Raw genomic sequence first — 22,817 nt, 5'->3', positions numbered from 1 at the left:
CCCAGTCTCGACAGCGTTCGATCCAGAGCGATGCGCGCTCAGTCGAGGACCACGTGCTTGGGATGCTGCCCGGCGCGTTGCGGCAGAACAATGATAAGAAGCACGATGGCAGCGGTCAGAACGGCGGACGCCAACGGCCGGCTAAATGACAACCCGCCGTGATCCAGCGGTTTGTCAAGGAAATCGCCGACTGCAGCCCCGAGGGGGCGCGTCATAATGAACGCCGCCCAGAACAGCAGCACCCGACTGGCGTTTGTCGTGTAAAATAGCAGCGCCAGTACGGCGAGCAGCCCCGCGAATATGATCGCGGCGCCGATATAGCCGAGGTTGCCGGTATCGGCCGTCCAGTCGCCGAGCGCAGTGCCCAATGTTTGCGAGAATGTAATTGTGATCCAGTAGAACAACTCAGCCCTCGGCTCGCGCACGGTATCGACCGAAATCGATCCGAGTGTCCGATACCAGACGATCAGCGAGGCCAGCACGCAGCCGAGCAGCAGTGCCGATCCTCCGGTATAGCCGATACCGAGCGAGCGGGTGGCGAAGTCCGCCATCGTCGTTCCCGCCGTCGTCGAGGCGATGATCGTCGCCCAATAGAGGAACGGGTGAAAGCGCGGCGCCGCCACTTGCCACCACACCAGGGCGACCAGCACCGTCAGGAAGATCGCGGTGCCGACCAGATAGCCGAGGTTCATCGTCATCGAGACGGTATCGCCGCCCGTTTCGCCGAGCGTGGTCGCGAGGATCTTGATGAGCCAGAAGCCCAGCGTCACAGCGGGCACCTTGCTCACTAGTTCCCGCTTCGTTGAGTCCAACACGGCGTCTTCCTTTCGTTGGGTTCCGCGCGGTTCTAGCGACACTCGACCGTGAGGTGCGCGAGTTCGTGGACGGGCGCGAGCCGGGCGCGGATCTCGTCGCCGGTGACGCCCCGCCCAGCCACGACGCTGACGATCGCAGCGTGCGCTTCGGGACCGACACGCCAGACATGAAGGTCGGTGATGCGCGCGTCGCCGGGCGTTTCGACCAGCTCGCGCACTTCCTCCTCGACATGATGATCGGTCGCATCGAGCAACACAGAGGCCGTGTCGCGCATCAGCGACCATGACCATCGCGCGATCACGACCGCGCCGACAATCCCCATCACTGGGTCCATCCAGACCCACCCGAGATAACGACCCGCCAGCAGCGCGGCGATGGCGAGGACAGAGGTGAGCGCGTCGGCGAGGACGTGAATATAAGCCGAGCGCATGTTGTTGTCGCCGCCATGCTTGTCGTGAGCATGGCCGTGGTCGTGCCCATGATGATCGTGCCCGTGATGGTGCCCGCCCGAAAGCAGGAAGGCACTGGCGATATTCACTCCCAGGCCGACCACCGCGATGATCGTCGCCTCCCCGAATGCTACCGTGATCGGCTGAAACAGACGAAGGATGGACTCGACGCCGATCCCGAGCGCTATCAGCCCCAACACCATCGCCGACGCGAACCCGGCCAGATCGCCGACCTTGCCCGTGCCGAAGCTGTAGGCCCGGTTGGAGGCATGGCGCTTGGCATAGGCATAGGCAGCCGCGGCAACCCCGAGCGCGCCCGCGTGCGTCGCCATGTGAAAGCCATCGGCGAGCAGCGCCATTGAGCCGGTCAGGTATCCGGCGACAATTTCGACCACCATCATCCCGGCGGTGAGCGCCACGACCCACAAGGTGCGGCGCGCGTTGTCGTCGTGCGCCGCACCCAGGAATACATGATCGTGCGCAACGGCTTCGATTTCGGGCAATGTCGCCATGAGGAAGTCCTATTTGGAGTAGCGGCGGATCACCGCCAGCAATTCTTTGGCGCCGGCCGCCCGCTCGGCGTCTTCGAGCCCTGCGCGGGACACATGCGCTTCCAGATGCTCGGCAATGATTTCGTACATGAGGCCATTCACCGCACCACGCACCGCCGCGACCAGGTGCAGCACGTCGGAACAGGAGGAATCCGATTGTAGTGCGCGCTCGACCGCCCCGACCTGTCCCGCAATTCGGCGCACGCGCGCCACCAGATCAGCATTCGTTTCGGACAAGTGAGCCATATCATACCCCCCTACCCTATATATGCCTGCATGACAACCTTTGGTAACGGGCTCGGGCGGCGCTCGTGGAGTTCAGCGCTCGCCGAAAAGCTCGCGCTGTGCCTTTTCCAACTCTTCAGTATAGCGCCGCCGGACATAGGTTTCCGAGACGAGGCCGAGCACATGACGATCGGCCGACAACACGGCAAGTTCATCGGTGCGTGCTTCATCGAAATTCGTCATCACTGCGGCTATGTCCATATCCGGCGTCAGCGCCACGTCGTGCCCTGAGGCGAGTGTGGCGACGCTGGCGTTCGGATCGAGCCCTTCCGCATAGGCGGCCGGTACGACTACGATACCGGCATAGACATCTTGCGCGTTGGCCAAGACAACCCTGCTGGTCGATCCGAGCGGGAAGGTACGCCGAAACTCCGCGATCGACATGGAGGCGGGCGTTGGCTTGGTTTCCTTTCGCATCATCCGCCCCGCGGTAAGGGTCTTCACCCATCCCACGTCGCGCGCGCTCTTGATAGTTTCGCCGCGCAGATGAAGTCGCCACGTCGAAAACGAATAGCCGAACAGCTCGCGCACGATGGTTGAGGACACCAATGACGCAGCAATGACGGCCCCCGTCAGAGAAAAATCATGCGTCGCTTGCAGGACAAGCATTGCCATCGTCATCGGCCCGCCCACGACCGCGACGGCGAACGCCGCCATCCCGACTAGCGCGGCATTGCGCGGATCAACCACGGGATGTCCGACCATCAATGTCAGAATTTCGGCGAAGAGGTGACCGATCAACGTTCCGAGGAACAGCGACGCAAAGAACAGGCCGCCCCGAAATCCAAATCCGAGCGATACGATCGACGCGGCGCTCTTGGCGAACAGCACGATCAGGATGAAACCAAGCGAGGCGCCGATCGCCAGATCAGCGTGAAGCGCATCGTGCCCGGCCGAGAGCGACTGTGGCGACACTATCGCGATCGGGATCAACAACAGGCCGCCTAGCGCGGGGCGCGCCCATTCCGGCATCCCCGTTCGTCGCGTTCCACGCTCGACCAGCGCCACGGCGCGCATCAGTAAAATCCCAAGCAGCGCACAGATAGCGCCCAGCCCTGCGTAGATCAGGTAATGGTGCGTCTCGACTGAGACGCTTGAGGCAGCGTCGATCAGATAGGGTTGCTGCCCGAAAGTTTGCGCGACTAGCGCACCGGCCAGAGCTGCAGCGGCCACGGGTGCAATCGCCGACGGCGTGTAAGCCCCGATAACGATCTCGAATGCGTAGAACGCCCCGGCTAGAGGAGCGCCGAACGCGGCGGCGATAGCCGCGCCCGTCCCGGCCCCGACCAGCGTTCGTTGATCGGCACGACGCAGCTTCAACCAACCGCCGAGCACCGATGCTACGGCCCCGCCCATTTGCGCATAGGCGGCTTCGAGGCCGACCGACGCTCCAAAGCCGTTCGAGAGAACCGTTTGCCCTGAGATGACAAGGCTATCCGGGAGCGACATGCGCCCGCCGTGCAGGGCATTAGCCTCGACCGCGTCCACCAGGCGGCGCTTGCGGGCACGGGTCGCGTATCCGAACGCTGTGAAGACAAGACCACCTAGCGGCAGAACGATTAGGCTCGGCAGTCCGAGAGCCGCGACGCCGCTTAATCGCATGTTCGGGGGTAGCGCGAATAACAAGTGCTGCAAAGTGCGCGCGAGCGCGCCCAGCGCCACGCTCAGCAGGCCTGAAGCCCCGCCAATGCCGATCGCCAGCACGATGAACGATGCTTCGCTGGCGCGCAGCCACCCCCGACAGTCGCGCACTAGTAGGCGGGCGCGCCTGCGAGTGATGATTTGCGGAACGATGATGCGACGAGGGCCGGTCATATTTGCGAGACGGTGGTCGCTGTATCCAAGCGACGCGTGCGGCCCGCGGACGTGGCAATCAGGTAAAATCCGCCGACGAACATCGGCAAGGTGAGCCACTGACCCATGTGGAGGCCGGTTCGCGCCGCGAAACCGACGAGCTGGGCATCAGGCTCGCGGAAAAACTCTACCGTGAACCGGGCCAGGCCATAGCCGATGAGGAACACCCCGACTAGCATACCGGGCCTTCGGCGGGCATTGGTGAACCAGAACAAGCAGGCGAGCACGGCAAACAGTGCCAACCCTTCAAGTCCGGCCTCATAGAGTTGGCTTGGATGCCGGGCGAGGCCGTCATGGCTTCCCGGGAACACGATCGCCCACGGCAGATCGGATGGCTTTCCCCACAGCTCACCGTTCACGAAGTTGGCGAGGCGGCCGAAAAACAGGCCGATCGGCACCGTGCAGGCGACGTAATCGTGGACACGCAACCAATCTAAGCCGTGCCGACGCGCGAAGAGGATCAGCGCGAGCGATACACCGGCAGCGCCCCCGTGAAATGACATGCCGCCATCCCACAGCTTCAAAATCTGCAGGGGATGGAGGATCATTTCGGGTCCATAAAAGATCACATAACCGAGCCGACCCCCCAGGATGACACCCAGGGTCGCGTAGAACACGAGATCATCAGCTTGCGCGCTGATCATTGGAGCCGCGGGTTGGGCCAGCAGCCGAAGCAGATACCACCAGCCCGCGACGATGCCCGCGATGTAGGCGAGTGAATACCAGCGCAGATCGAGCGGGCCTAGGGAAAGCGCGACCGGGTGGAGGCCCAGACCGGCAAACTGAATATGGTGCATCGCGACCAGCTTTCGGTGTTCCAGGGATGTTCAGAGTTGCGGCTGGTCGCTACCCCCTCTCTCGATCGAAACCAATTAAAGAACCAGCGGCAGGCCAAATCTTTTGCAGGTTCAAAAAAGCTAGGTTAGGTCACATCAGCACCGTGACAGCTAGGAATAACGGCACCATGAACTTATTCCGATGCGATCAAGGCGCCCGCCTCCTTGAGCGCCGAAAACCCGCCTGGCACGTGGACGACGTTCTCAACGCCCATTTCCTTGAGCGATTTTGCGGCAAGGGCTGAGCGGGCGCCGGACCCACAATAGAGCACCAGCCGCGATCCTGCCGCGAGCTTGGCATTGTGAGTAGGACTTTCCGGATCGATCTGGAATTCGAGCAGGCCACGCGGGACGTTCACCGCGCCAGCGACCAGACCCGATTTCGCGACTTCCGCTGGCTCGCGAATGTCAACAAACTGAATATCGGAATTGCCGACGAGCCGGGCTGCTTCTTCAGGCGGGAGACTTTCGACAAGGGCATTGGCTTCAGAAACCAGTTGTTTCGAGGTACGTCGCGGCATAAATCTTCTCCTGTGCATGGGCTCTCAACCCTGTTCGGACTTGCCGCCAATCTGGCGTAGCCGCTCGGGCAGATCTGTCGGGCAATCACCGCAAAGCTTGTTCGCGGGCACGGCGATGTCGATCTTCTTGGGGTAAGGCAGATCGAGAGCGTCCATGATCGCCACAAACTCCTGGACGGTCTTGCCCGCGAGGCGAGGGTTCCGCTCGCGCTCCTGAGCCACCGTCGTGATGCGACGATGATTGTAATCGTGAGCGGGGAAGATCTGTCCGTCCCCCGGCAGGGTGAAAATCTTTTGCGTGACCGATTGATAGAGCGTGGCGGCGTCGCCGTTCTGGAAGTCGGTGCGGCCACAGCCGTCAATCAGCAATGCGTCGCCGGTAAAAGCGCGGAGGACACCGGGCTGATCAACCAGGTAAGTATGATGGGCGTCGGTATGCCCCGGCGTAAACAGCGGTTGAAGCGTGAGCGCGCCGACAGTCAGGGGCTGGTCCTCCGCGACCCCTACGTCAGCACAAGGAAGGCCGTCCATCGCGGGATAAGCGATTTTGGAGCCGGTCAGGCTTCGCAGATAGCAGGCCGATGTGACGTGGTCCGCATGGACATGCGTCTCTAGCGTATAGGCCAGTTCAAGGTGGAGCTCCTGAAGCGCGGCAAGGTCGCGTTCGATCGACTCGAGGACGGGATCGATCAGGACGGCCTTGCGCGTCTCAGGACAGCCAAGGAGATAGGTGTAGGTCGAGGACTCCGGCTCGAACAATTGACGGAAAATCATGATCGGTCTCCAAAGGTGGTTAGGTGCCGATCCCGCCCAGGCTGCGGAACAGCATGTAGGTGGCCACGGCCAACAGGACGAAAGCGAACATGCGGGTGAGCAGGCCCTTATGGTCGGCGAGCCGGATGGCTATTTTCATGCCGGCGATGCCGCCACCGACCCCGCCTGCGATGAAGAAGCCGGCCACGCGCCAGTCCACGAGCCCTGACAGGGCGTAGTTGAAGGCTGTCGCCGAGCCGAACGCCCCCACGGAAAACAGCGACGAACCGACCGCGTTGAGGATAGGCATGCCGCTGCCGAGCATGATGCCGGGAACGATCAGAAAACCCCCGCCGATGCCGAAGAATCCTGACAGCAGGCCGGCGAGAAGCCCGATCACGACGAGCCGGACAGCGATCGGCCGCGTGATCCGCACGTCCGGGTCCCCGCCGCCAGACTTGCCGCGCAGCATGGAAAGTCCGACCACGATCATGACGCCCGCGAATAGCACCAGCAGGTGCTGACCGGCCACCATCTTGCCCAGGGTCGAGCCAATCAGGGCTCCGGCGACACCCGATACCCCGAAAACCAAGGCGCAGGGCCACTTCACGGTTCCCGCCCGGGCGTGCTGGACCAGGTTGGCGAAGGCGTTGGCGGCGACCGCCAGCGCGCTCGTGCCGATCGCCACGTGCGGGTCCTTCATGCCGACGACGTACAGCAATAATGGCAGGGCAAGGATCGAGCCGCCGCCGCCGATCACGCCCAAGGTGAAGCCAACGATCACACCGGATAGGAGGGTGAGGAGATCGACCGGCGTCATGGCTTAGCTCCCACCGCGGCCGCCTGGTGGCGCTGGAGGAGAGCGAAGAGGCCCATGCCGACGAGCATTGCGATGACGAACACCAGCGCCGCCGGTGCCCCAAGGCTCAACGCTACCAGGGCAGGGCCAGGGCAGTATCCGACGAGACCCCATCCAATGCCAAACAGAGCCGCGCCTGAGAGGAGCTTCCCGTCCAGGGAGCGGTTCGATGCACCGTTAAACGTAGCGGCGAAAAGCGGGGCCTCGCGCCTTCGGCCGAGCGCAAATCCCAACGCTGAAACGATGACCGCTGATACCAGGACCAGGGCCAGGCTTGGGTCCCAGGCCGGTGCGGTGACATCAAGGAACGCCAGAACCTTGCCTGGACTGACCATGGCCGAGACGATCAGACCCAAGCCGAAAATGAACCCTGAGGCCAGTGCAACGAGCAGCTTCTTCATTTTCTCATAGCCCAATGATGTGTCGGGCGACGTACACAGTCACCGCCGCCGTGATGAGGAAGATAGCGGTCGCAGCAAGCGACCGGGGCGAAAGCCTGGCGATCCCGCAGACGCCGTGGCCGCTGGTGCAGCCACTTCCGAGCCGTGTCCCAAACCCGACCAGGAGGCCGGCTGCGATCACGGCGATGAGGGGCGCCGGCGTGGCGAGGTTTGGGAGCACGCCCCCTGCCGCGCGGTAGAGCAAGGGCGCAGCGATCAGGCCGACCAGAAACATCCCGCGCCACGCCACATCGCCGTGAACGGGCGCAAGCACGCCGCCGACGATGCCGCTGATGCCGGCGATGCGCCCATTGGCGATCCACAGGAGCGAGGCCGAGAAGCCGATAAGCGCACCGCCCAGGATGGCCGAAAATGGGGTAAAACCCTCCATCGTCAGGATGCACCTTCCTCGACGTCGCCATCGGCGCAGAACAGCTTGTAGAGCTCAGTAAGGATCGGCAGCACGCGCTCCGACGTGATCCGGTAGTAGATAGTGGTTCTCGCGCGCCGAGTTCCTACCAGTCCCTCGTCGCGCAGCGTGGCCAGATGGCGGGACAGATTGGACTGCGTCAGTCCGAGGCGTTCGCCCAGTTCGGTAACCGACAACTCCCCCCCGAGCAGGCTGCACAGGATCATCAGCCGGTGCCGACTCGCCAGCGAACGGAGAAACGCCTCCGCTTCGCCGGCCTTTTTCTCCAGAAGCTCCGGAGACATTGCGAGAAAAAGTGACACCGGCCCTCCAAGAATCTTATATGCAACATATATGATGGATAGGTGTTGAATCAAGTTTAGGAGCCGCCGTGAGCTACTATTGTGCCAAAACTAATGACGCAGCCGAGCTGCCCCGCGCGTTGGATCAGGTTTGATGCTCGATCGACGTTCGCTTTTGGCTGGCGGAGCCGCGTTGTTTGCCACCGCCGCGTGCTCGCGCTCCACTTCAGCTCTCGGCGACGGCGGGCAAAACCTGCTGCCGATGCCACCGCTGTTGGACGCGCGGTCCAATCGCTCGTTCGCGCTACGCGTCCAGTCGGGCACGACCTCCTTTTATCCCGGCCGTCCGAGCGACACGCTCGGGTACAATGGCAGCTATCTCGGACCGACGATCAGGGTGCGTCGCGGCGACGACGTGGCGGCTGCGGTGACCAACGGACTGAAGGTGAACACGACTGTGCATTGGCACGGGCTTCTGATTCCCGGAGAACTGGACGGAGGCCCTCACCAGATCATCGCACCAGAAGCGACCTGGCGACCTACGCTCCCGATCCGGCAGCCAGCAGCGACGCTCCTTTATCACTCGCACGTCCATGGGTTGACGGCCGAGCAGGTCTATTCAGGCTTGGCCGGGGCATTGCTGGTAACCGACGACGAAGAACAGGGTCTGGGCTTGCCCTCGGAATATGGCGTGGATGATCTGCCGCTGCTCATCCAGGATCGCCAGTTTGAAAGCGGTCGCCTTGTCATGCCGGGTGGCATGATGGTCGCAATGCAGGGGCGGCGCGGCGACACGATCCTGGTGAACGGCGCGGTGAACCCTTTGGCTGCGGTCCCAAACCGGTTGGTCCGCCTGCGGCTCGTCAACGCATCGAACGCTCGGATCTACGAACTTTCGTTCAGTGACCAACGAAGCTTTCATTGGATCGGCACCGAAGGGGGGCTGCTCGAACGGGCAGTGGCGCTTGAAGCCATAACCCTGGCCCCGGGACAGCGTGCTGAGCTTCTCGTCGACTTTACTGACGGCAGACCCGCTTCGCTTGTGACGGCGGCAGACACCAACAGCTCGATGATGGGCGGGATGGGTATGATGGGGCGTAGCGCCGGCAGGGCTAATGCTGACGCGCCCGCGACCGTGCTGCGGTTTGAGCCACGACCCTTGGGACAGGCTCGTGCCAGCGGGGCGGTGCCAACCCTTCTGGCATCACGAGCCCGGCCCGACGCTGGCAAGGCGGTGCGCCGCCGCCGCCTCGTCCTGAACATGGGTATGGGCGGCATGATGGGGTCAGGCGGCGGAGGTGGAGGCCTAACGATCAACGGCAAACCATTCGATATGAATCGCATCGATGAGACCGTGAAGCTTGGCTCCACCGAGATATGGGAGGTGTCTGGTGAACTGATGCGCCACCCGGTTCACATTCACGGCGTCCACTTCGATGTTCTTAGTCGGGACGGCGGTAAGCCCGATGTTCTTGATCAGGGGCCGCGCGACACTGTGCTTGTGAAGGAGCCCGTAGAGCTTCTCATCCGTTTCGATCATCCGGCCAAAAGCGCTCCCTTCATGTACCACTGCCATATCCTTGAACATGAGGATAACGGGATGATGGGCCAGTTCAGTGTCGCCTAGTTTTCACAGCGCTCATGCAGCCTCTGTTGCTCAAGAGGAGAGCAACATTGTTGAAAAGAGCTTTTTACCATGCTTTACTCGCGGCCACGACGCTGACGGGCGGGACATCGCTGGCCGCACCAACAGATCGCATCTAACCCGTTATCCCGCAGTTCGGCTGTATAGTGGCCGTGCCCAGCGATGCCGAGCGTCCCGATCCCACACTCCGCTATCGGGTCTTGTTCAATATCATCAGGGCCGCCAGCTCTCCCGACCAATTAACCTGAGCCTTGAGAAAGTTGCACGCTTCGTGAACCTGCTGGGCGCTGAAAAGGTGCGCCCGGCCGCTGGCGACATCGTCGTAATCATCCATGGCCTCGCAACCCCGCTCGTCCTGCGTGGCGCGCCATATGCGGCGCGCATGAACGTGGCTGCCAATCCGAACGTCGCGCTTATTGTGGACCTCCAGAATGCCGGTGTGTCGGTCCGTGTGTGCAGCCAAGCCATGGTCGGCAACAAGATAAGGCCGGATCAGGTGACATCCGGCGCGGCGATCAATGATTCCGCGCTCACGACGTTGGCCAGTCTCCAACTTCGGGGCTTCGCGCTGACACCCGATTGAAAACGCCGCTGAGCCCCGCGGCCGACAAGCTCGCGTGTCTGGCGCGGGTATGGCCGAATACTTGAGACAAACGACCAGACCTAGCCAATCTTCGCCATGAGCCGTCCAGCAGCCCCGTGCTCCGCTGCAAGATTACGATTATAGGCAAGCGGCATTCTAGGCGATTTCCACCGCAGCGCGTCCATGATGCCGGCAAGATCCTCGCCACTCGCGAACAGGTCCTGATTGAGCCCCACGCGTGTGGAATGCGCGCTAACGCCTTTGAGCAGGCGCGCCAGATCATCCGTCGTCAAATCGGTGAGCGCGGCAGCATCGAATGCCCGCTGGATCATCGATCGGTAGATCGGCCCGACCGACGCGGGGTGGAGAGCCCCCTCCCCCACATCATACTCCACTCGCGCCGGCACAGCCCGTTTCGACAGCGTCTTGCGCAAATCCCACGCCTCCCGCCCGGAGATGCTGTCGATCCGCCGACCACGCACAGCCGCTCGCGCTTTATAGCGCCGCACGTTCACACGCCGAAACACCGGCCCCGCCTCGATCCCGGCCGCCTCCACCCAGGCCGCGATCGCCCGCACCGTCCGCGGACTGAGGTAGGCCGTGGCCCCCTCCCCTTCCTGGTCGCCCTTGCTGCGCGGGATGCTGAGCAAACGCGCGTCGGGATCGATCGCCTCGATAATGTGCTCGACCTCGATCGCAACCAGCTCCGAGGCACGTAGCCCGGTGTCATAGCCGGCAGAGAGCAGAGCGCGATCACGCAGGCCCGGCAGATCCTCCGCGCAGCTTTCGAGTAACGCCCGCACATTCAGCCCGCGCGGCTCGTCGCGCTCGACGTTGGCTACCTGTCCCTTGAACCGCAGCGGCCGCGCCTGGGTCTGCGCCGTGCCGAGCCGCCGACGGATCGCCTGCAGGCGCAGCTTCACCAGCGACGCCGGGGTCGGATCCTTCAGCTCGAGCAGCTGGTGGATCTTGGCGATCGACGCCTTGTAACGGCCGAGCGAGGCCGGCTTGCCCCCCTGCCCTGCCCGCGCGTCGAGATAGTCCGCCACCGTCTCGGGCGTTGCCGGCAGCGCGATGCGGCTGTGGCGTCGGCACCAGCGGTCGAACGCCTCGAGGTCGGATTTGAGCGCACGGATGCTGTGCGGTGACGAAGCGGCCTGATAGGCGGCGAGCAGGCCTTCGTTGACGACGATACGCGCGCCCGCGCGCATTTGTACAACTGCCCACGAGAGATCGTCGGCAGCCGCTGGTGGCGCTGGCGCCGTTTCCCCCGCAATCCGGGCGTTGTCGTCGAGGTGCGCTGCGTCATTCATCGGCGCTGGCTGTACCGCACCTTATAGAACGGCGTCAATTCCGCATATATGATAACTGCAATTATCATATGTCCATTATTAAAGAGCAACAGCATGGTAGACGCTATGGCTATTTTGAGGATATTCTTATGCCATGCCCATGGCCATCCCAGACCTCTCAGAGCCAATCTGGACCTCCAGGCTAGTCGCCCGTCTGGAACGGGCGGCAGCGGCGATAGGCCGCCTCGATGCCCGTGTTTCTGCCAGTCCTGCCGCCGCACCGTGGCAGCGACGCGCCACCTGGACCGGCTATACCACGGCGCTGCGGGTGCAGGGCGCCGAGATTGACGAAATTGATATTTTCGGACGGGAATGCGCCGTCAATCTGCCCGGTCGCCGGCCGATGCCGACCAATCTGGACGATCGTGATGCGCTTCCAATTTGGCAGCGGCAATTGGCCCAGCGCGAATCCCGTTATTGGCGAGACGAACTCGCGATCTCAACGGACGTCCCAGAAGATTGGAGCAAGCGGCCAGCCCTCCTCCGCGCGCTTGAGATTACGGCCCGGCGCTCCCGCGCAGACAACACGATCACGCCGTGGCTTGCCGTCCCTGGGCTCCTGCGATCGATGAAGATCACCCAGGCCGTGCTGCCGTGCCTGACCATTGGCGACAAGGCGCTTCGCCTCTCGCCGCGCGACACGCAGGCCATCGTCCTGCGTAACCTCCTTTCGCTCACCGATCGGGCGGAAGAGGGGCTGGTGAGGCTCCAGGCGATCGAGGAAGACCGCTTACGCGCCGCCGCAGCCCTCCATGGCGCGCACCGTCCTGGCAAGCTCGTGGAGTTGCTCAGCCTTGTCCAGTTTGTCCCCGTCGTCAGTCCTCGGATGCTCGCCCGACGATTAGACGTGACGATCTCTGGTGCCGGCAAACTGCTTTCTCGCGCGGCAGAACTGGACCTTCTAGTGGAGGTGAGCGGTCGTCAGGCTTGGCGGACCTATATGACGCGCGATCTGGCTATCGCCTTCGGGTTTGTTGTCCGTCCGGTAGGGCGTCCCCCTGCCCCGCCCCAGGCGCTCCCAGATTTTGTACCCGCGCTCGCAGAGTTTGATCGTGAAATGGCCGAACTCGATTCGATGCTAGCTGGCCTCGGTATCGATGTCTCGGCTCACCACCACTGATTGAGTTGTAGCGGGGCGTGACCGCTCGATGTCACGCCTCCCGTTCTTGCGTCGGCCCACTTCAGGCCCAGTGCGCGTCAAGGACCTCGCGAATGGCCTTCTCGGCATCCTCCCGAGACGCCCCACCCTTATTGAGAAGTGTCAGGCGAATTCCCTTGCGATCATTGCCCTCGATGCGGAGCACAGCTTTCCCGGTCTCGCTCGAAACAATTTGCGCCATTCCTGACTTCTTGGGGGATCCTGACCTTTTGGGGGGATCGGCCGCCAGCGCCAATGCACGGACGATCTCCGGCACAGCCATGGGAGCGCCCTCCCCTCCCGATCGAGCACTGAGCGCGGCCGCTTCGGCAAATACGCGTTGGCGACGATCATCGGGCTTCAGAAGAGGCTTGATCGCCGTGACATGTTTGATCCGCAAATCCTGCGGATTGGGAAAGGCGACCATTAATTCCGCTGGTAGGCGTGCGAGATCGAGATAACGGCTCAACCAGCTTTCTGTGACGTTTATCCGCTCGGCCATGACCTTCTGGCGGCCCTCATAATAGGCATCAAGCGCACGGAGATAGTCGCGTGCCCGCTCCAGGTCGCTGAGGTCTTCGCGCGCCCTGTTCTCAATGTCCGCTACGCGAAACGCTTCCTCGTCCGACAATTCGCGAATGTCGATCAGGAAGCGGAAGTCGGGGTAATTGTGGCCGCGCAACCAGCTGATCGACCAATGACGGCGCGCGCCGCAGATTACCTCAAAATCATAATCGGGTTCGCCGCGCACACGACGGACGATCGCGGGCATCTCCTGGCGCCCTTGTGCCTTTATGCTCTCGATAAGATCGGCGCACCGCTCTTCGTTGAGCAAGGCATATTCCCGGTTATGCCCCGCCCACATCCGGCAACGCGCGGGATCCACCAGTTCATGGGTGCGGCTGACGACTGTCCCTGCCGCCAGTTCGGCCAATCGATTTTCCCTACCGGTGAGGACATTGGCGCCCAGCCCAGGCCGACGCGGCGCGGGAGCGCCGTCTTCGGGCGGATTGATGCCCGCTGCCAGCTCTGCTGCGAAACTCGCGTTTTTCCTGCTCATGAAGCCGTTCCTTTACCCGGAATTGCACCGGTGCAATTTTCCCAATTCACGCCAAACCTTCCTTGCGCAAACGGCTCAAATGGCTGGGCCACATCGCTCGAATATCCAGCTCGAGTTCGGCATTCACACCGTCGAGATAGGTGAGGCAGCGGTTGCGCACCGCACTGCTTGTCACCGGGCCGTCGAGTTCATAAACCGTCATAAGACGAGCCGTCGCATTGTCGATCTCAGCAGAATCCTTGAGCGGCGTGCGCACCATCGCGTGGCCAAAGAGCGTCCGCATCAGGGTGAGCAGCTCCTTCTGCATCGACTTGTTCTCGTCGACCTTGGAGGCGACGAACCGAAGGAATTTTAGAGTCGGGGCAAAGCCGCGTTCGGCCAGCGTCTCGATCGTCTCATCAAGCATCGCCAGAAACGCCGCAGTCGAAGAAAAGTCCATGACGGTGGGAGGCACTGGCACGACGAGAGCATTCGCCGCGCGCAAAACCGATAAAGATATGGCACCAAGGGCTGGCGGTGGATCGAGGACGATGACATCGAACCGGTCGGCGATGCTGGCGATGCCCTGGGAAAGACGATCGATAAGCCCCCCCTGCCCTCGTGCCATTCGGGCGGCGATCTCATATTCCGACTGGAACAACCGCAAATTGGCAGGAATGAGTTCGAGACCATCAAAGTGCGTCTTGCGCAACGCATAGTCCAGTGACGTCATCTCCTCTTGGCGAAGAAATGGATAAAGCGTGTCGTCCTCAGTCAGATCGAGATCCGGCACATAGCCGAACAGCGTCGTCGCGGAGGCTTGGCTGTCGCAGTCGATAAGGGCAACGCGGTAGCCCTGGATCGCGAGATATTGGGCAAGGTGGACCGACAAGGTCGATTTGCCGACGCCTCCCTTGAAATTCTGGACGGCCACGACACAACAGGGGTCTTCGGCCGCCCTCCAGGGTCGCGTGCCAAACAGGCCGCGCATATCGTTGAGTTGGGCAAGCGTGTAACCCACTCTACGATTATTTTCAGTTCGCGGGGGCGGCGGAAGACGGCCATCTTTTTCTGCGTCGCGGATTGCAGCTGGCGTTCGCCCGACCAAATCCGCAGCCTTGCCAATCGGAAAGGTCGGCTCCCGACGATCATCCGCTCGGGCGCTGCGCGCAGAATCGCGAAGGCGCTCCAGTACCGATGAGGTCCGCTGGGCAAGCGTCGCCACCGAAAGAAGATCATGGGTGTCGTGGATGTCTAGTGATGCTGCCACAGGGCGCCCCTTTTTGAAACTAGGGGTATAGTAGCCCTACTTGCGCTTTTTCGTCAAACATAAGCGTTATTTCGAAAGTGATGCCTCGCTGCAGAGGCGAATAGGGACGTTGGGGCGATCAGTGGCCTCAAAAAAGCGACCCATCCTGACTCGTTGGGGGCGTGTGAAAATTGCACCGGTGCAATTCCCTCTATGGACGACCCCTTCGAGCCACGAAACTCTCGCAAAATCCGGTCCACGAGCTGAGCAATTTGGCACCCTTGAGCTTTGCCAGACGGTCGCCCATCTGCTGGCGATAGGCGTCAGCTATGAGATCGATATCCCAACCGCCGCCATGTGATCGGGCAACCGCAGCCAGGGTCTGGGTATTGAACCGGATCGTTCCCTGCGGGAAGACGATCTCAGAGCTCTTCTCTGCTGCGGTCAGCCCGCTGATCGCCGCTTTCACGACTGATCCGACGTCAACCATCTCGGCGACCGACTCCACTGAACCCTCGCGCCGCGCCTTCCGTCCAGTCGCATGCCTCTCAATCTCATCGACGGTTGCGATCTGCGCGGGCGCATCCTTTGGCTCGAAGCGGAACTCGATCTCGGTCACCGTTCGGCCCTGCCGTATCTCCTTCCACTCGACGCGGAAGTGAGCCAGCTGATCAATTTCGGCCTTCGCTTTTTCAAGCACCTTGCGCCGCAGTTGCGCGAAATCCTTATACACGTCCGGCGATATGCCCAGCGCTGCGCGCAGCGCCGCCATATCGCCCTTCCAGGTCGACTGGCGACGATGGAGCCGCAGCGATCCAATCTCATAGAGCTTGAGCGCATAGCTCGATCGGAAGCCCAGCACCGCCTGCCTATTCAGGACAGCATAGCTCTCGGATTCCTGGATGAGCTTGCGCGCATCAGGCGTAAACTCCCATTCGATCCAACCCGCATCCGCGCCGTCTGTATCTTCCGCCTCTTCGCGAGACGACGAGATCAGGGAAAAGCGCAGCGTCGCTTTCTTGCCGCGCCAGGACCGGTCGTCGATCGCAAACAAGGTCCGGTGCAGTTCCTCCAACATTTCGGAGATCCGTTCATTACCCTTATGACCGCGGCGAATATCGGCCTTGCGCATCCGATGCGGCCGATCTTGCCAAGCATCGCCGCCTGCGGTCAGGATCATCAACGCGAGCAATCGGGACGCCGTCAGGCTGAGCGATTGGCCTTTCACGAATTTGATCTCAACGATGCTGCCGGGTTTGGCGAATTCTTCGCCACCCTTGGCCTGCAAAGCCGCTGCGACACGCATAGCGCGGCCCGGCGCCGACTCGGCTTGCGCCTCTTGCGCTGCATTGGCGCTTAGATTTTCCGCATGTTCCATGTCATATAGGCCGAACGCATATTTAGCAGATTCGTCCGATTGCTGCCTGACCTGTCCTCGCTCGTCAAGTCAGGGCAGGCTAAAACACTTTCTGTCGCCCCCATCCGGTCAGGATAGAACTGTGTGGCATTCCCGCAAAAGCCCTTAGATTCTGCCGAGTCGCTATCCGAGTCACGTTCTTCCCGTTTTCGGCTCGCTCACGCTTGATAAACGGGGCAGAATGACACCATTCCAGAGCGCGGGCGCGCCAAAGGCCGTTCCCCCCAATCGGTCAGGATAGCCCCAAGAGGTCAGTTATCTGCCCCCGACCGGTCAGGATGACGCCCCCGCCGGGTCAGGCAAAGTCCCCCATGCGGTCAGGATAAACGCGACAGATCATTGAAATTGCAGACCTTTTCGGCGCAGAATCTGAATCACTTAGAATCATGAATCCTTCCGCTGCGAGCAGCGGCGTTGTTTTAGAATGATTCTAAAAAACCAAGCACGCGATTCGCTGAGCCTTTAGCTCAGACAGCAGAACCGACCTCCCCCTAGCTGGGGGGATACCGCCAGACCGGTGTTCCACGATAGCATCCCGGTCTCGATGCTTGGCAGATATGCCCAGCGACGAGATCCTCGGCGACCCGATAGCAGCTGAACCACCGCTCATCGCCGCTGGGCTGACGCAGTGAGGAGGTCGTATGATCAATTTTGCCAAATTCGAAATTATCGGACGGATCGGTGAGATCGACGCCAAGCCGAAGGTCACGAACATCTCGGTATGCGCGAACTATCGCCGCCGCGCAGAAGGCGACCAGTGGATCGAGGATAGCTATTGGAACCGCGTCGTCATTTTCAGCGACGGCCAGCGGAAATATATCGATGAGAAGGCTCAGGTTGGCGATCTCGTGCGGATTGCCGGACGGCTCCGTGACACCTCCTACGAGCGCGATGGCACCACCCACTACACGACCGACCGTATCGTCGAAGAGTTCGGTGTGCTCGCGGCAAAGGCGGCATAGGTCGTAGGAGACAGCGTCGATCGGGCCAGAGGGGAGGGGGCATGCGCGGAGCGAACCTAATCTTCGATAGGAGTTTCGCTTATGTCAGCCACCATCGACGCGGCGATTCGCGCCAAGCAGATCGTCGAGAGCTTGGGCGGACGCTGGTCTGGATCGCGCGGCGAGTGCCGCTGCCCCGCCCATGACGATCATTCCCCCAGTCTTTCGGTCCGCCTCGGCACCAAGGCGATCCTGTTCAAATGCTTCGCCGGATGCACATCGACCGATGTCCTCAAGGCTCTCGATCGTCAGGGTTTGCACGATCGAGAGCCGATCCATGTCGAACCGCGCGCGGCGTCACGCGATCTGAGCGGTTTGGCCAGGTCATTATGGCAGCACAGCATCCCCATCGCCGGCACACCGGCTGAAGCCTATCTTCATGCTCGGGGCCTTTATGCGCCGACGCCCGACCTTCGCTTCAATCCACAGACGATCATGGGCAAGGGGAAGGATCGGCGCAGCCTTCCCGCAATGATCGCGGCAGTGAGAAATGAGCTGGGCCTGGTCGCGGTCCACCGGACTTTTCTTGATCCCACCGACATTTTGCGGCGCCCCTTCCGCAAGCCCAAGCTCGCGCTGGGTCTGCTTGGTTCGGGCAGCGTGCGGTTTGGTGAGCCGGATGACGTTCTGGGCATCGCCGAGGGGATCGAAGATGCCCTGTCCGCCATCGACTGGTTCCAATTGCCGGTTTGGGCCGTGCTTGGTGCCGAGCGCTACGCCCATGTCGGCATACCGTCCCACGTGAAGCGCGTCATCGTGTTTGGTCAGCGGAACACGGCGGCGAAGATCTGCCTGAAGAGGGCAGGGGAGCACCTCAGCGCCAACGGGCGAAGGGTCGAGGAGTGGCTCCCGTCCGAGTATGACGATTGGAACGATGCTCTGCGCGATCGGCTTGCCCGCAACGCCGTTCCTCGCACCGTGATCCAGACACCCTCCCACTGAAGAGAGGAGAGGAGGCCTCCGGCTTGTTGATCCGGTGATGGGCACCGGACGATACGATGGAGGCCTACAATGCGCACCTCAGCCGCTGCTCTCGAACTCGATTTCACCGAACCATCCATTACCGCTGCGAACGCGGTCTATGCCGAGCTGCGCAAAGGCGACGGCGTGGACCGGTCTGGCCTGCTCCGGGCGATGGAAACCGCCTATCGCTCAACCGCTGTCGATGGGCATTGGTCACTCCGCGACGCTTATGATGTGCTCGAGCTGGCCCAGGTTCTGCACCTCGCCACGCTTGACCTGTCGCAAGAGCCTGCCGAGTGCCTTGCGACTCTGACCTCGCTCACCGCATCCCTGCCGACGCATACTGTGCGCAGCGAAGAACAGATCGCGCTCCAGCAATTTTCGACACCGGCCGCAATTGGCTACCTTGCCGCGCTCGCCGTTCGCATCACCACCGCCGATACCGTCCTGGAGCCCTCCGCCGGCACCGGGCTCCTCGCCGTTTTCGCCGCGCGCGCTGGCGCCAAGCTTGTCCTCAACGAGATCGATCCCGCGCGCGCTGCCATGCTCCAGGCAGCATTCCCCGCCGCGCCGGTCAGTCGCTACGATGGGGAACTCATCAACGATCTGCTGCCGCTGTCGATCCGCCCGACCGCCGTGCTCATCAACCCGCCCTTTTCTCGCAGCATCGGTCGACATGCCGACTCGCTTGCGGCGCTCCGCCATTTGCGGGCCGCCCTGAAACGGCTTGATGTCGGCGGGCGCTGCGCCGCTATCCTTCCCGATCGCGTGGATACATCGAGCCGCGCCTGGGCGAAGGCGACCGAGGGCTGTGCGATCACGCTCCACCTCGAACTGCCCGCCAATGCCTATGCCAAACACGGCACCAGCCAGATCGTGAAGCTCATCGTTCTGGAAAAAGGTTTCCGGGATGACGTCGCCATCGTTCGGTGCAACTCGCTCGGCGAAGCGCTCGCGACGATCATCGCTTCGCCTGCCAGCGTTACGGAAACCCCGAGACTCTCCCCAGCGCGCCTTGCACCAACCCGTGCGCGCGCATCCCTGCTCGGCGGTCTTTCGAGCAGGCCCCGGCTTTCGGCCCCGATCGCGACGACCGCCCAATCTCTCAGCGCGCTTGATATCGGCTACACCGTCTTTGCTGAACCCGTACCGACCGGTGAGGCGGTGGGGGTGTACCTGCCGTATCGGCCAAGCCGCATCGCCATTCCCTGTGCATCCGCGCATCCGACCGCTCTGGTGGAATCGATCGCCATGGGCTCGATTACGGCACCGCGGCCGTCTTACGTTCCGAAGTTGCCAGCCCGAGTCGTGGACGACCGGGTGCTGTCCGACGCTCAGCTCGAAACGCTGATCTACGCCGGGGACGCTTTCGAGCGCGACATCTCCGGTCTGTTAAAGGCGGCCGAGGAAGGATTGTCGCTCACGCCGGACAAGGACGGTCGCCCTTACCGGACCGGATTCTTCCTTGGCGACGGCACGGGTGCCGGCAAGGGCCGTCAGGTTGCCGCCATCATCCTCGACCAGTGGCTGCGCGGGCGCCGCAAGCACATCTGGATATCCAAGACCGAGACACTGCTGGAGGATGCACGTCGCGACTGGACCGCGGTCGGCGGTCTTGCGCTCGACATCCAGCATCTCAACCAGTGGAAGCTGGGCACGCCGATCGGCGCGGCCGAGGGTGTGCTCTTCCTCACCTATGCGACGCTCCGCTCCAACCGGGGGGACAAGGGCACTCGCCTTCAGCAGATCCTCGACTGGGTCGGTGACGATTTCGACGGCATGATGGTGTTCGACGAGGCGCACGAAATGGCGGGTGTCGCCGGCGGCGAAGGCCGTTTCGGCACCAAGGACGGATCCGATCAAGGCATCGCCGGCGTGCGCTTGCAGAACCTGCTGCCCCGTGCCCGCGTCCTGTACGTGTCGGCAACCGGCGCGTCGGACGTCAACAATCTCGCTTATGCCACCCGGCTTGGCCTGTGGGGTCCGACCACCGCCTTCGCCGATCGCCGCGCATTCGTCGACAGTCTGCGACGTGGCGGGATCGCGGCGATGGAATTGATCGCCCGCGACCTGAAAATGCGGGGCCTCTATGTCGCCAGGGCGCTCAGTTTCGCTGGTGTCGAATATGACATCCTCGAACATCGCCTGACGCCCGATCAGGTCGAGGTCTATGACGCCTATGCTGATGCGTGGGCGATCATCCACGCCAATTTGCGCACCGCGCTCGATGCCACCCGGGTGACGGACAGTTTCTCCAACGACACCTACAACAGCGGCGCGAAGGCCGCTGCGCTGTCGATCTTCGAATCCACCAAGCAACGGTTCTTCGGCCAGATCCTGATCGGCATGAAGCTGCCCTCGCTGATCCCGGCGATCAGAGCGGATCTGGCCCGGGGCGAGAGCGTCGTGATCCAGCTCGTCTCGACGTCCGAGGCGATGCTCAACCGGGCACTCGCCGCGCTGAACGCCGAGGACCGGGCGAATCTCGACATCGAGCTTTCACCCAAAGAGTTCGTCATGTCCTATCTCACGGCCGCCTTCCCCGTCCGTCAGATGAAGACCTTCGTCGATGACACCGGCAAGACGCGGTCCGAGCCGATGTCCGACGAGGACGGGCGTCCCATCTTCAGCCAGGAAGCGCTTGAGATGCGCGACAATCTCGTCGAGCGGTTCTGCTCCCTGCCGATCGTGGGGTCCGCCCTTGATCATATCATAGGGCATTTCGGGACCGATGCCGTCGCCGAGGTGACGGGACGCAGCCGGCGCATCGTCATCGACGCGCACGGTCGCCAGCGTATCGAGAGCCGTTCGCCGCGAACAAACCTTGCCGAGACCGACGCCTTCATGCGGAACGAGAAGAAGATACTGATCTTCTCCGATGCAGGCGGCACCGGACGCAGCTATCACGCCAGCCTTACCGCCGAGAACCAGTCGCGCCGCAACCACTATCTGCTCGAGCCCGGTTGGCGCGCTGACGCGGCCATCCAGGGTCTCGGCCGCACCCATCGCACGCATCAGGCAACTGCGCCGCTGTTCCGTCCGGTATCGACCGACTGCCGCGGCGAGCGGCGCTTCATCTCGACGATTGCCCGCCGCCTCGACAGCCTTGGTGCCCTGACACGGGGCCAGCGTCAGACAGGCGGCCAAGGTCTGTTCGACCCGCGTGACAATCTCGAAAGCGACTATGCCAAGGAATCCCTCGAAACATGGTTCCGCCTGCTTGCCGACGGTAAGCTGCGCTCGACCACGCTTGGCGAATTCCAGACGTTGACCGGACTTGAGCTCGAGGGCGAAGGCGGCGGGCTGAAGGAGGAGCTGCCGCCCATCCAGCGCTGGCTCAATCGTATTCTCGCGCTGCGGATCGCGTTGCAGAATGCGATCTTCGATGAATATCTCGGCCTGATTGAGGCCAGGATCGAAGCGGCGCGCGAAGCTGGCACGCTCGATCTTGGCGTCGAGAGCATCAATGCCGAACGCATCACGATCCTCGATCGCACGGTAATCCGGCGCGACCAGACCAGCGGCGCAGAAACGGAGATTCTGCGCCTCGAAACGGAAGAGCGCTACAAGCCGATCCCGCTCGACCGTGCGTTGCGTATCCTGGGCGATGACGCGCGCCCGATCGTCAATCGCAAGTCCGGCAGGGCCGCGCTCCGGTGCAGCACCTATTCGCTCACCGATGACGATGGTGAGATCGTTCGCCGCTACGAGCTGCTTCGGCCGACCCGTTCCGAGCGGATGCGGCAGGATTTGCTGCTCGAAACGATGTGGGAAGAGACCAGCGAGGAGGAATTTTCGGCGCTGTGGCAGGCCGAGGTAGAGGAGATGCGGGACAAGACCCGCACCAGCACGCTCTATCTGGTCGCGGGCCTGCTCCTGCCGGTCTGGGATCGCTTGCCCGATGATCATGTTCAGGTTTGGCGCCTGAACACCGATGACGGCCAGTCCTTCCTCGGCCGGATCGTTCCTGCACCGCTGGTGTGGAAGCTCGCGGACGCCTTCGGGATCAACGCCGCCATCACCGTGTCAGGCGAAGATACCGCAAAGCATGTGATGACCAGCGGCGAGATATCGTCCGTCGGAGCCTACCGGCTCAAGCGCAGCTTGGTCGCCGGCCAGCAGCGCCTCGAACTGCTCGATTGGCCGCACACGCGGCTTGCCGAACTCAAGGCGGCCGGCTGTTTTACCGACATCATCCAGCACAGGACGCGGATGTTCGTTCCCGTCGCGAATGCCGCTGCCGTCATCGAGCGCATCGCCGCCTGACGACCGAGGTCCTCTCTCCGCGCCCAGCGCAGGAGAGGGGAGGGGGCCTTCGGCTTTGTGGGCCTGATGAGCAGGCTCGCGTGACCGTC

21 protein-coding genes are annotated in these 22,817 nt (G+C 62.4%); 6 read left to right on the top strand and 15 right to left on the bottom strand.

Annotated features, from left to right (window positions below):
* Positions 1-38 precede the first annotated feature (38 nt).
* The 11 genes from CEQ44_RS06005 to CEQ44_RS05955 form a co-directional block, all read right to left on the bottom strand.
* The gene (locus CEQ44_RS06005; RefSeq protein WP_245647663.1) at positions 39-788 is read right to left on the bottom strand and encodes a hypothetical protein; all 750 of its coding nucleotides are present in this window, start codon (positions 786-788) and stop codon (positions 39-41) included.
* A gap of 59 nt (positions 789-847) precedes the next feature.
* Positions 848-1,777 carry a CDF family Co(II)/Ni(II) efflux transporter DmeF gene (dmeF, locus tag CEQ44_RS06000; RefSeq protein WP_068075191.1) on the bottom strand — a complete coding sequence of 310 codons (930 nt, stop codon included), beginning with the start codon at positions 1,775-1,777 and terminating at the stop codon, positions 848-850.
* A 9-nt stretch (positions 1,778-1,786) separates the two neighbouring features.
* Positions 1,787-2,062, bottom strand: coding sequence for a metal/formaldehyde-sensitive transcriptional repressor (locus CEQ44_RS05995; protein WP_088182539.1), 276 nt, complete (start codon positions 2,060-2,062; stop codon positions 1,787-1,789).
* Between the two features lie 72 nt (positions 2,063-2,134).
* The gene (locus CEQ44_RS05990) at positions 2,135-3,916 is read right to left on the bottom strand and encodes a chloride channel protein (protein WP_088182540.1); all 1,782 of its coding nucleotides are present in this window, start codon (positions 3,914-3,916) and stop codon (positions 2,135-2,137) included.
* Positions 3,913-4,752, bottom strand: a complete 840-nt coding sequence (gene lgt / locus CEQ44_RS05985; RefSeq protein WP_088182541.1) for a prolipoprotein diacylglyceryl transferase — start codon at positions 4,750-4,752, stop codon at positions 3,913-3,915. The genes CEQ44_RS05990 and lgt overlap by 4 nt, the downstream gene beginning before the upstream one ends.
* A gap of 173 nt (positions 4,753-4,925) precedes the next feature.
* Entirely contained in the window at positions 4,926-5,312 is a 387-nt protein-coding gene (locus CEQ44_RS05980; protein WP_088182542.1) for a rhodanese-like domain-containing protein, read from the bottom strand.
* Positions 5,313-5,336: 24 nt separating this feature from the next.
* Positions 5,337-6,086 (bottom strand): MBL fold metallo-hydrolase, encoded by a 750-nt coding sequence (locus tag CEQ44_RS05975; RefSeq protein WP_088182543.1) that lies wholly within the window; start codon positions 6,084-6,086, stop codon positions 5,337-5,339.
* 19 nt (positions 6,087-6,105) lie between these two features.
* A complete protein-coding gene (locus CEQ44_RS05970; RefSeq protein ID WP_088182544.1) occupies positions 6,106-6,885 on the bottom strand; it encodes a sulfite exporter TauE/SafE family protein in 780 nt (259 codons plus the stop codon).
* Positions 6,882-7,325: a DUF6691 family protein gene (locus CEQ44_RS05965; protein WP_088182545.1), complete on the bottom strand. Its 444-nt coding sequence runs from the start codon at positions 7,323-7,325 to the stop codon at positions 6,882-6,884. Before CEQ44_RS05965 ends, CEQ44_RS05970 begins: the two co-directional genes overlap by 4 nt.
* A gap of 4 nt (positions 7,326-7,329) precedes the next feature.
* The gene (locus CEQ44_RS05960) at positions 7,330-7,755 is read right to left on the bottom strand and encodes a YeeE/YedE family protein (RefSeq protein ID WP_088182546.1); all 426 of its coding nucleotides are present in this window, start codon (positions 7,753-7,755) and stop codon (positions 7,330-7,332) included.
* Positions 7,756-7,757: 2 nt separating this feature from the next.
* Positions 7,758-8,078: a helix-turn-helix transcriptional regulator gene (locus tag CEQ44_RS05955; RefSeq protein ID WP_088182547.1), complete on the bottom strand. Its 321-nt coding sequence runs from the start codon at positions 8,076-8,078 to the stop codon at positions 7,758-7,760.
* A gap of 151 nt (positions 8,079-8,229) precedes the next feature.
* Between CEQ44_RS05955 and CEQ44_RS05950 the strand changes: the two genes are divergently transcribed.
* Positions 8,230-9,702, top strand: coding sequence for a multicopper oxidase family protein (locus tag CEQ44_RS05950; protein WP_088182558.1), 1,473 nt, complete (start codon positions 8,230-8,232; stop codon positions 9,700-9,702).
* Positions 9,703-9,991: 289 nt separating this feature from the next.
* Positions 9,992-10,303 (top strand): DsrE family protein, encoded by a 312-nt coding sequence (locus CEQ44_RS24925; RefSeq protein ID WP_232016439.1) that lies wholly within the window; start codon positions 9,992-9,994, stop codon positions 10,301-10,303.
* A gap of 80 nt (positions 10,304-10,383) precedes the next feature.
* Here CEQ44_RS24925 and CEQ44_RS05940 read toward each other — a convergent pair whose 3' ends face one another.
* The gene (locus CEQ44_RS05940) at positions 10,384-11,514 is read right to left on the bottom strand and encodes a tyrosine-type recombinase/integrase (protein ID WP_373438220.1); all 1,131 of its coding nucleotides are present in this window, start codon (positions 11,512-11,514) and stop codon (positions 10,384-10,386) included.
* Positions 11,515-11,749: 235 nt separating this feature from the next.
* Between CEQ44_RS05940 and CEQ44_RS05935 the strand changes: the two genes are divergently transcribed.
* On the top strand, positions 11,750-12,775 hold the full coding sequence (locus tag CEQ44_RS05935) for a hypothetical protein (protein ID WP_088185006.1): 1,026 nt from the start codon (positions 11,750-11,752) through the stop codon (positions 12,773-12,775).
* Between the two features lie 61 nt (positions 12,776-12,836).
* Here CEQ44_RS05935 and CEQ44_RS05930 read toward each other — a convergent pair whose 3' ends face one another.
* The 3 genes from CEQ44_RS05930 to CEQ44_RS05920 form a co-directional block, all read right to left on the bottom strand.
* Positions 12,837-13,853, bottom strand: coding sequence for a ParB/RepB/Spo0J family partition protein (locus CEQ44_RS05930; RefSeq protein WP_088185005.1), 1,017 nt, complete (start codon positions 13,851-13,853; stop codon positions 12,837-12,839).
* Positions 13,854-13,899: 46 nt separating this feature from the next.
* Entirely contained in the window at positions 13,900-15,102 is a 1,203-nt protein-coding gene (locus CEQ44_RS05925) for an AAA family ATPase (RefSeq protein WP_088185004.1), read from the bottom strand.
* A gap of 190 nt (positions 15,103-15,292) precedes the next feature.
* Positions 15,293-16,387 carry a replication initiation protein gene (locus CEQ44_RS05920; RefSeq protein WP_088185009.1) on the bottom strand — a complete coding sequence of 365 codons (1,095 nt, stop codon included), beginning with the start codon at positions 16,385-16,387 and terminating at the stop codon, positions 15,293-15,295.
* A gap of 752 nt (positions 16,388-17,139) precedes the next feature.
* On the opposite strand from CEQ44_RS05920, the gene CEQ44_RS05915 reads away from it, so the two are divergent.
* From CEQ44_RS05915 to CEQ44_RS05905, 3 genes are all read left to right on the top strand, one after another.
* Complete coding sequence (locus tag CEQ44_RS05915) at positions 17,140-17,460, top strand: single-stranded DNA-binding protein (RefSeq protein WP_066609015.1); 321 nt, start codon at positions 17,140-17,142, stop codon at positions 17,458-17,460.
* 81 nt (positions 17,461-17,541) lie between these two features.
* Positions 17,542-18,441, top strand: coding sequence for a toprim domain-containing protein (locus CEQ44_RS05910; protein ID WP_088185003.1), 900 nt, complete (start codon positions 17,542-17,544; stop codon positions 18,439-18,441).
* A gap of 69 nt (positions 18,442-18,510) precedes the next feature.
* On the top strand, positions 18,511-22,728 hold the full coding sequence (locus CEQ44_RS05905) for a strawberry notch-like NTP hydrolase domain-containing protein (RefSeq protein ID WP_088185002.1): 4,218 nt from the start codon (positions 18,511-18,513) through the stop codon (positions 22,726-22,728).
* The last annotated feature ends 89 nt before the right edge of the window (positions 22,729-22,817 follow it).

The sequence above is a fragment of the Sphingobium sp. Z007 genome (assembly GCF_900013425.1).
Lineage (GTDB): Bacteria > Pseudomonadota > Alphaproteobacteria > Sphingomonadales > Sphingomonadaceae > Sphingobium.
The sequence above is the reverse complement of the archived record's forward strand: the minus strand, read 5'-3'. Positions and strand labels throughout refer to the sequence as shown.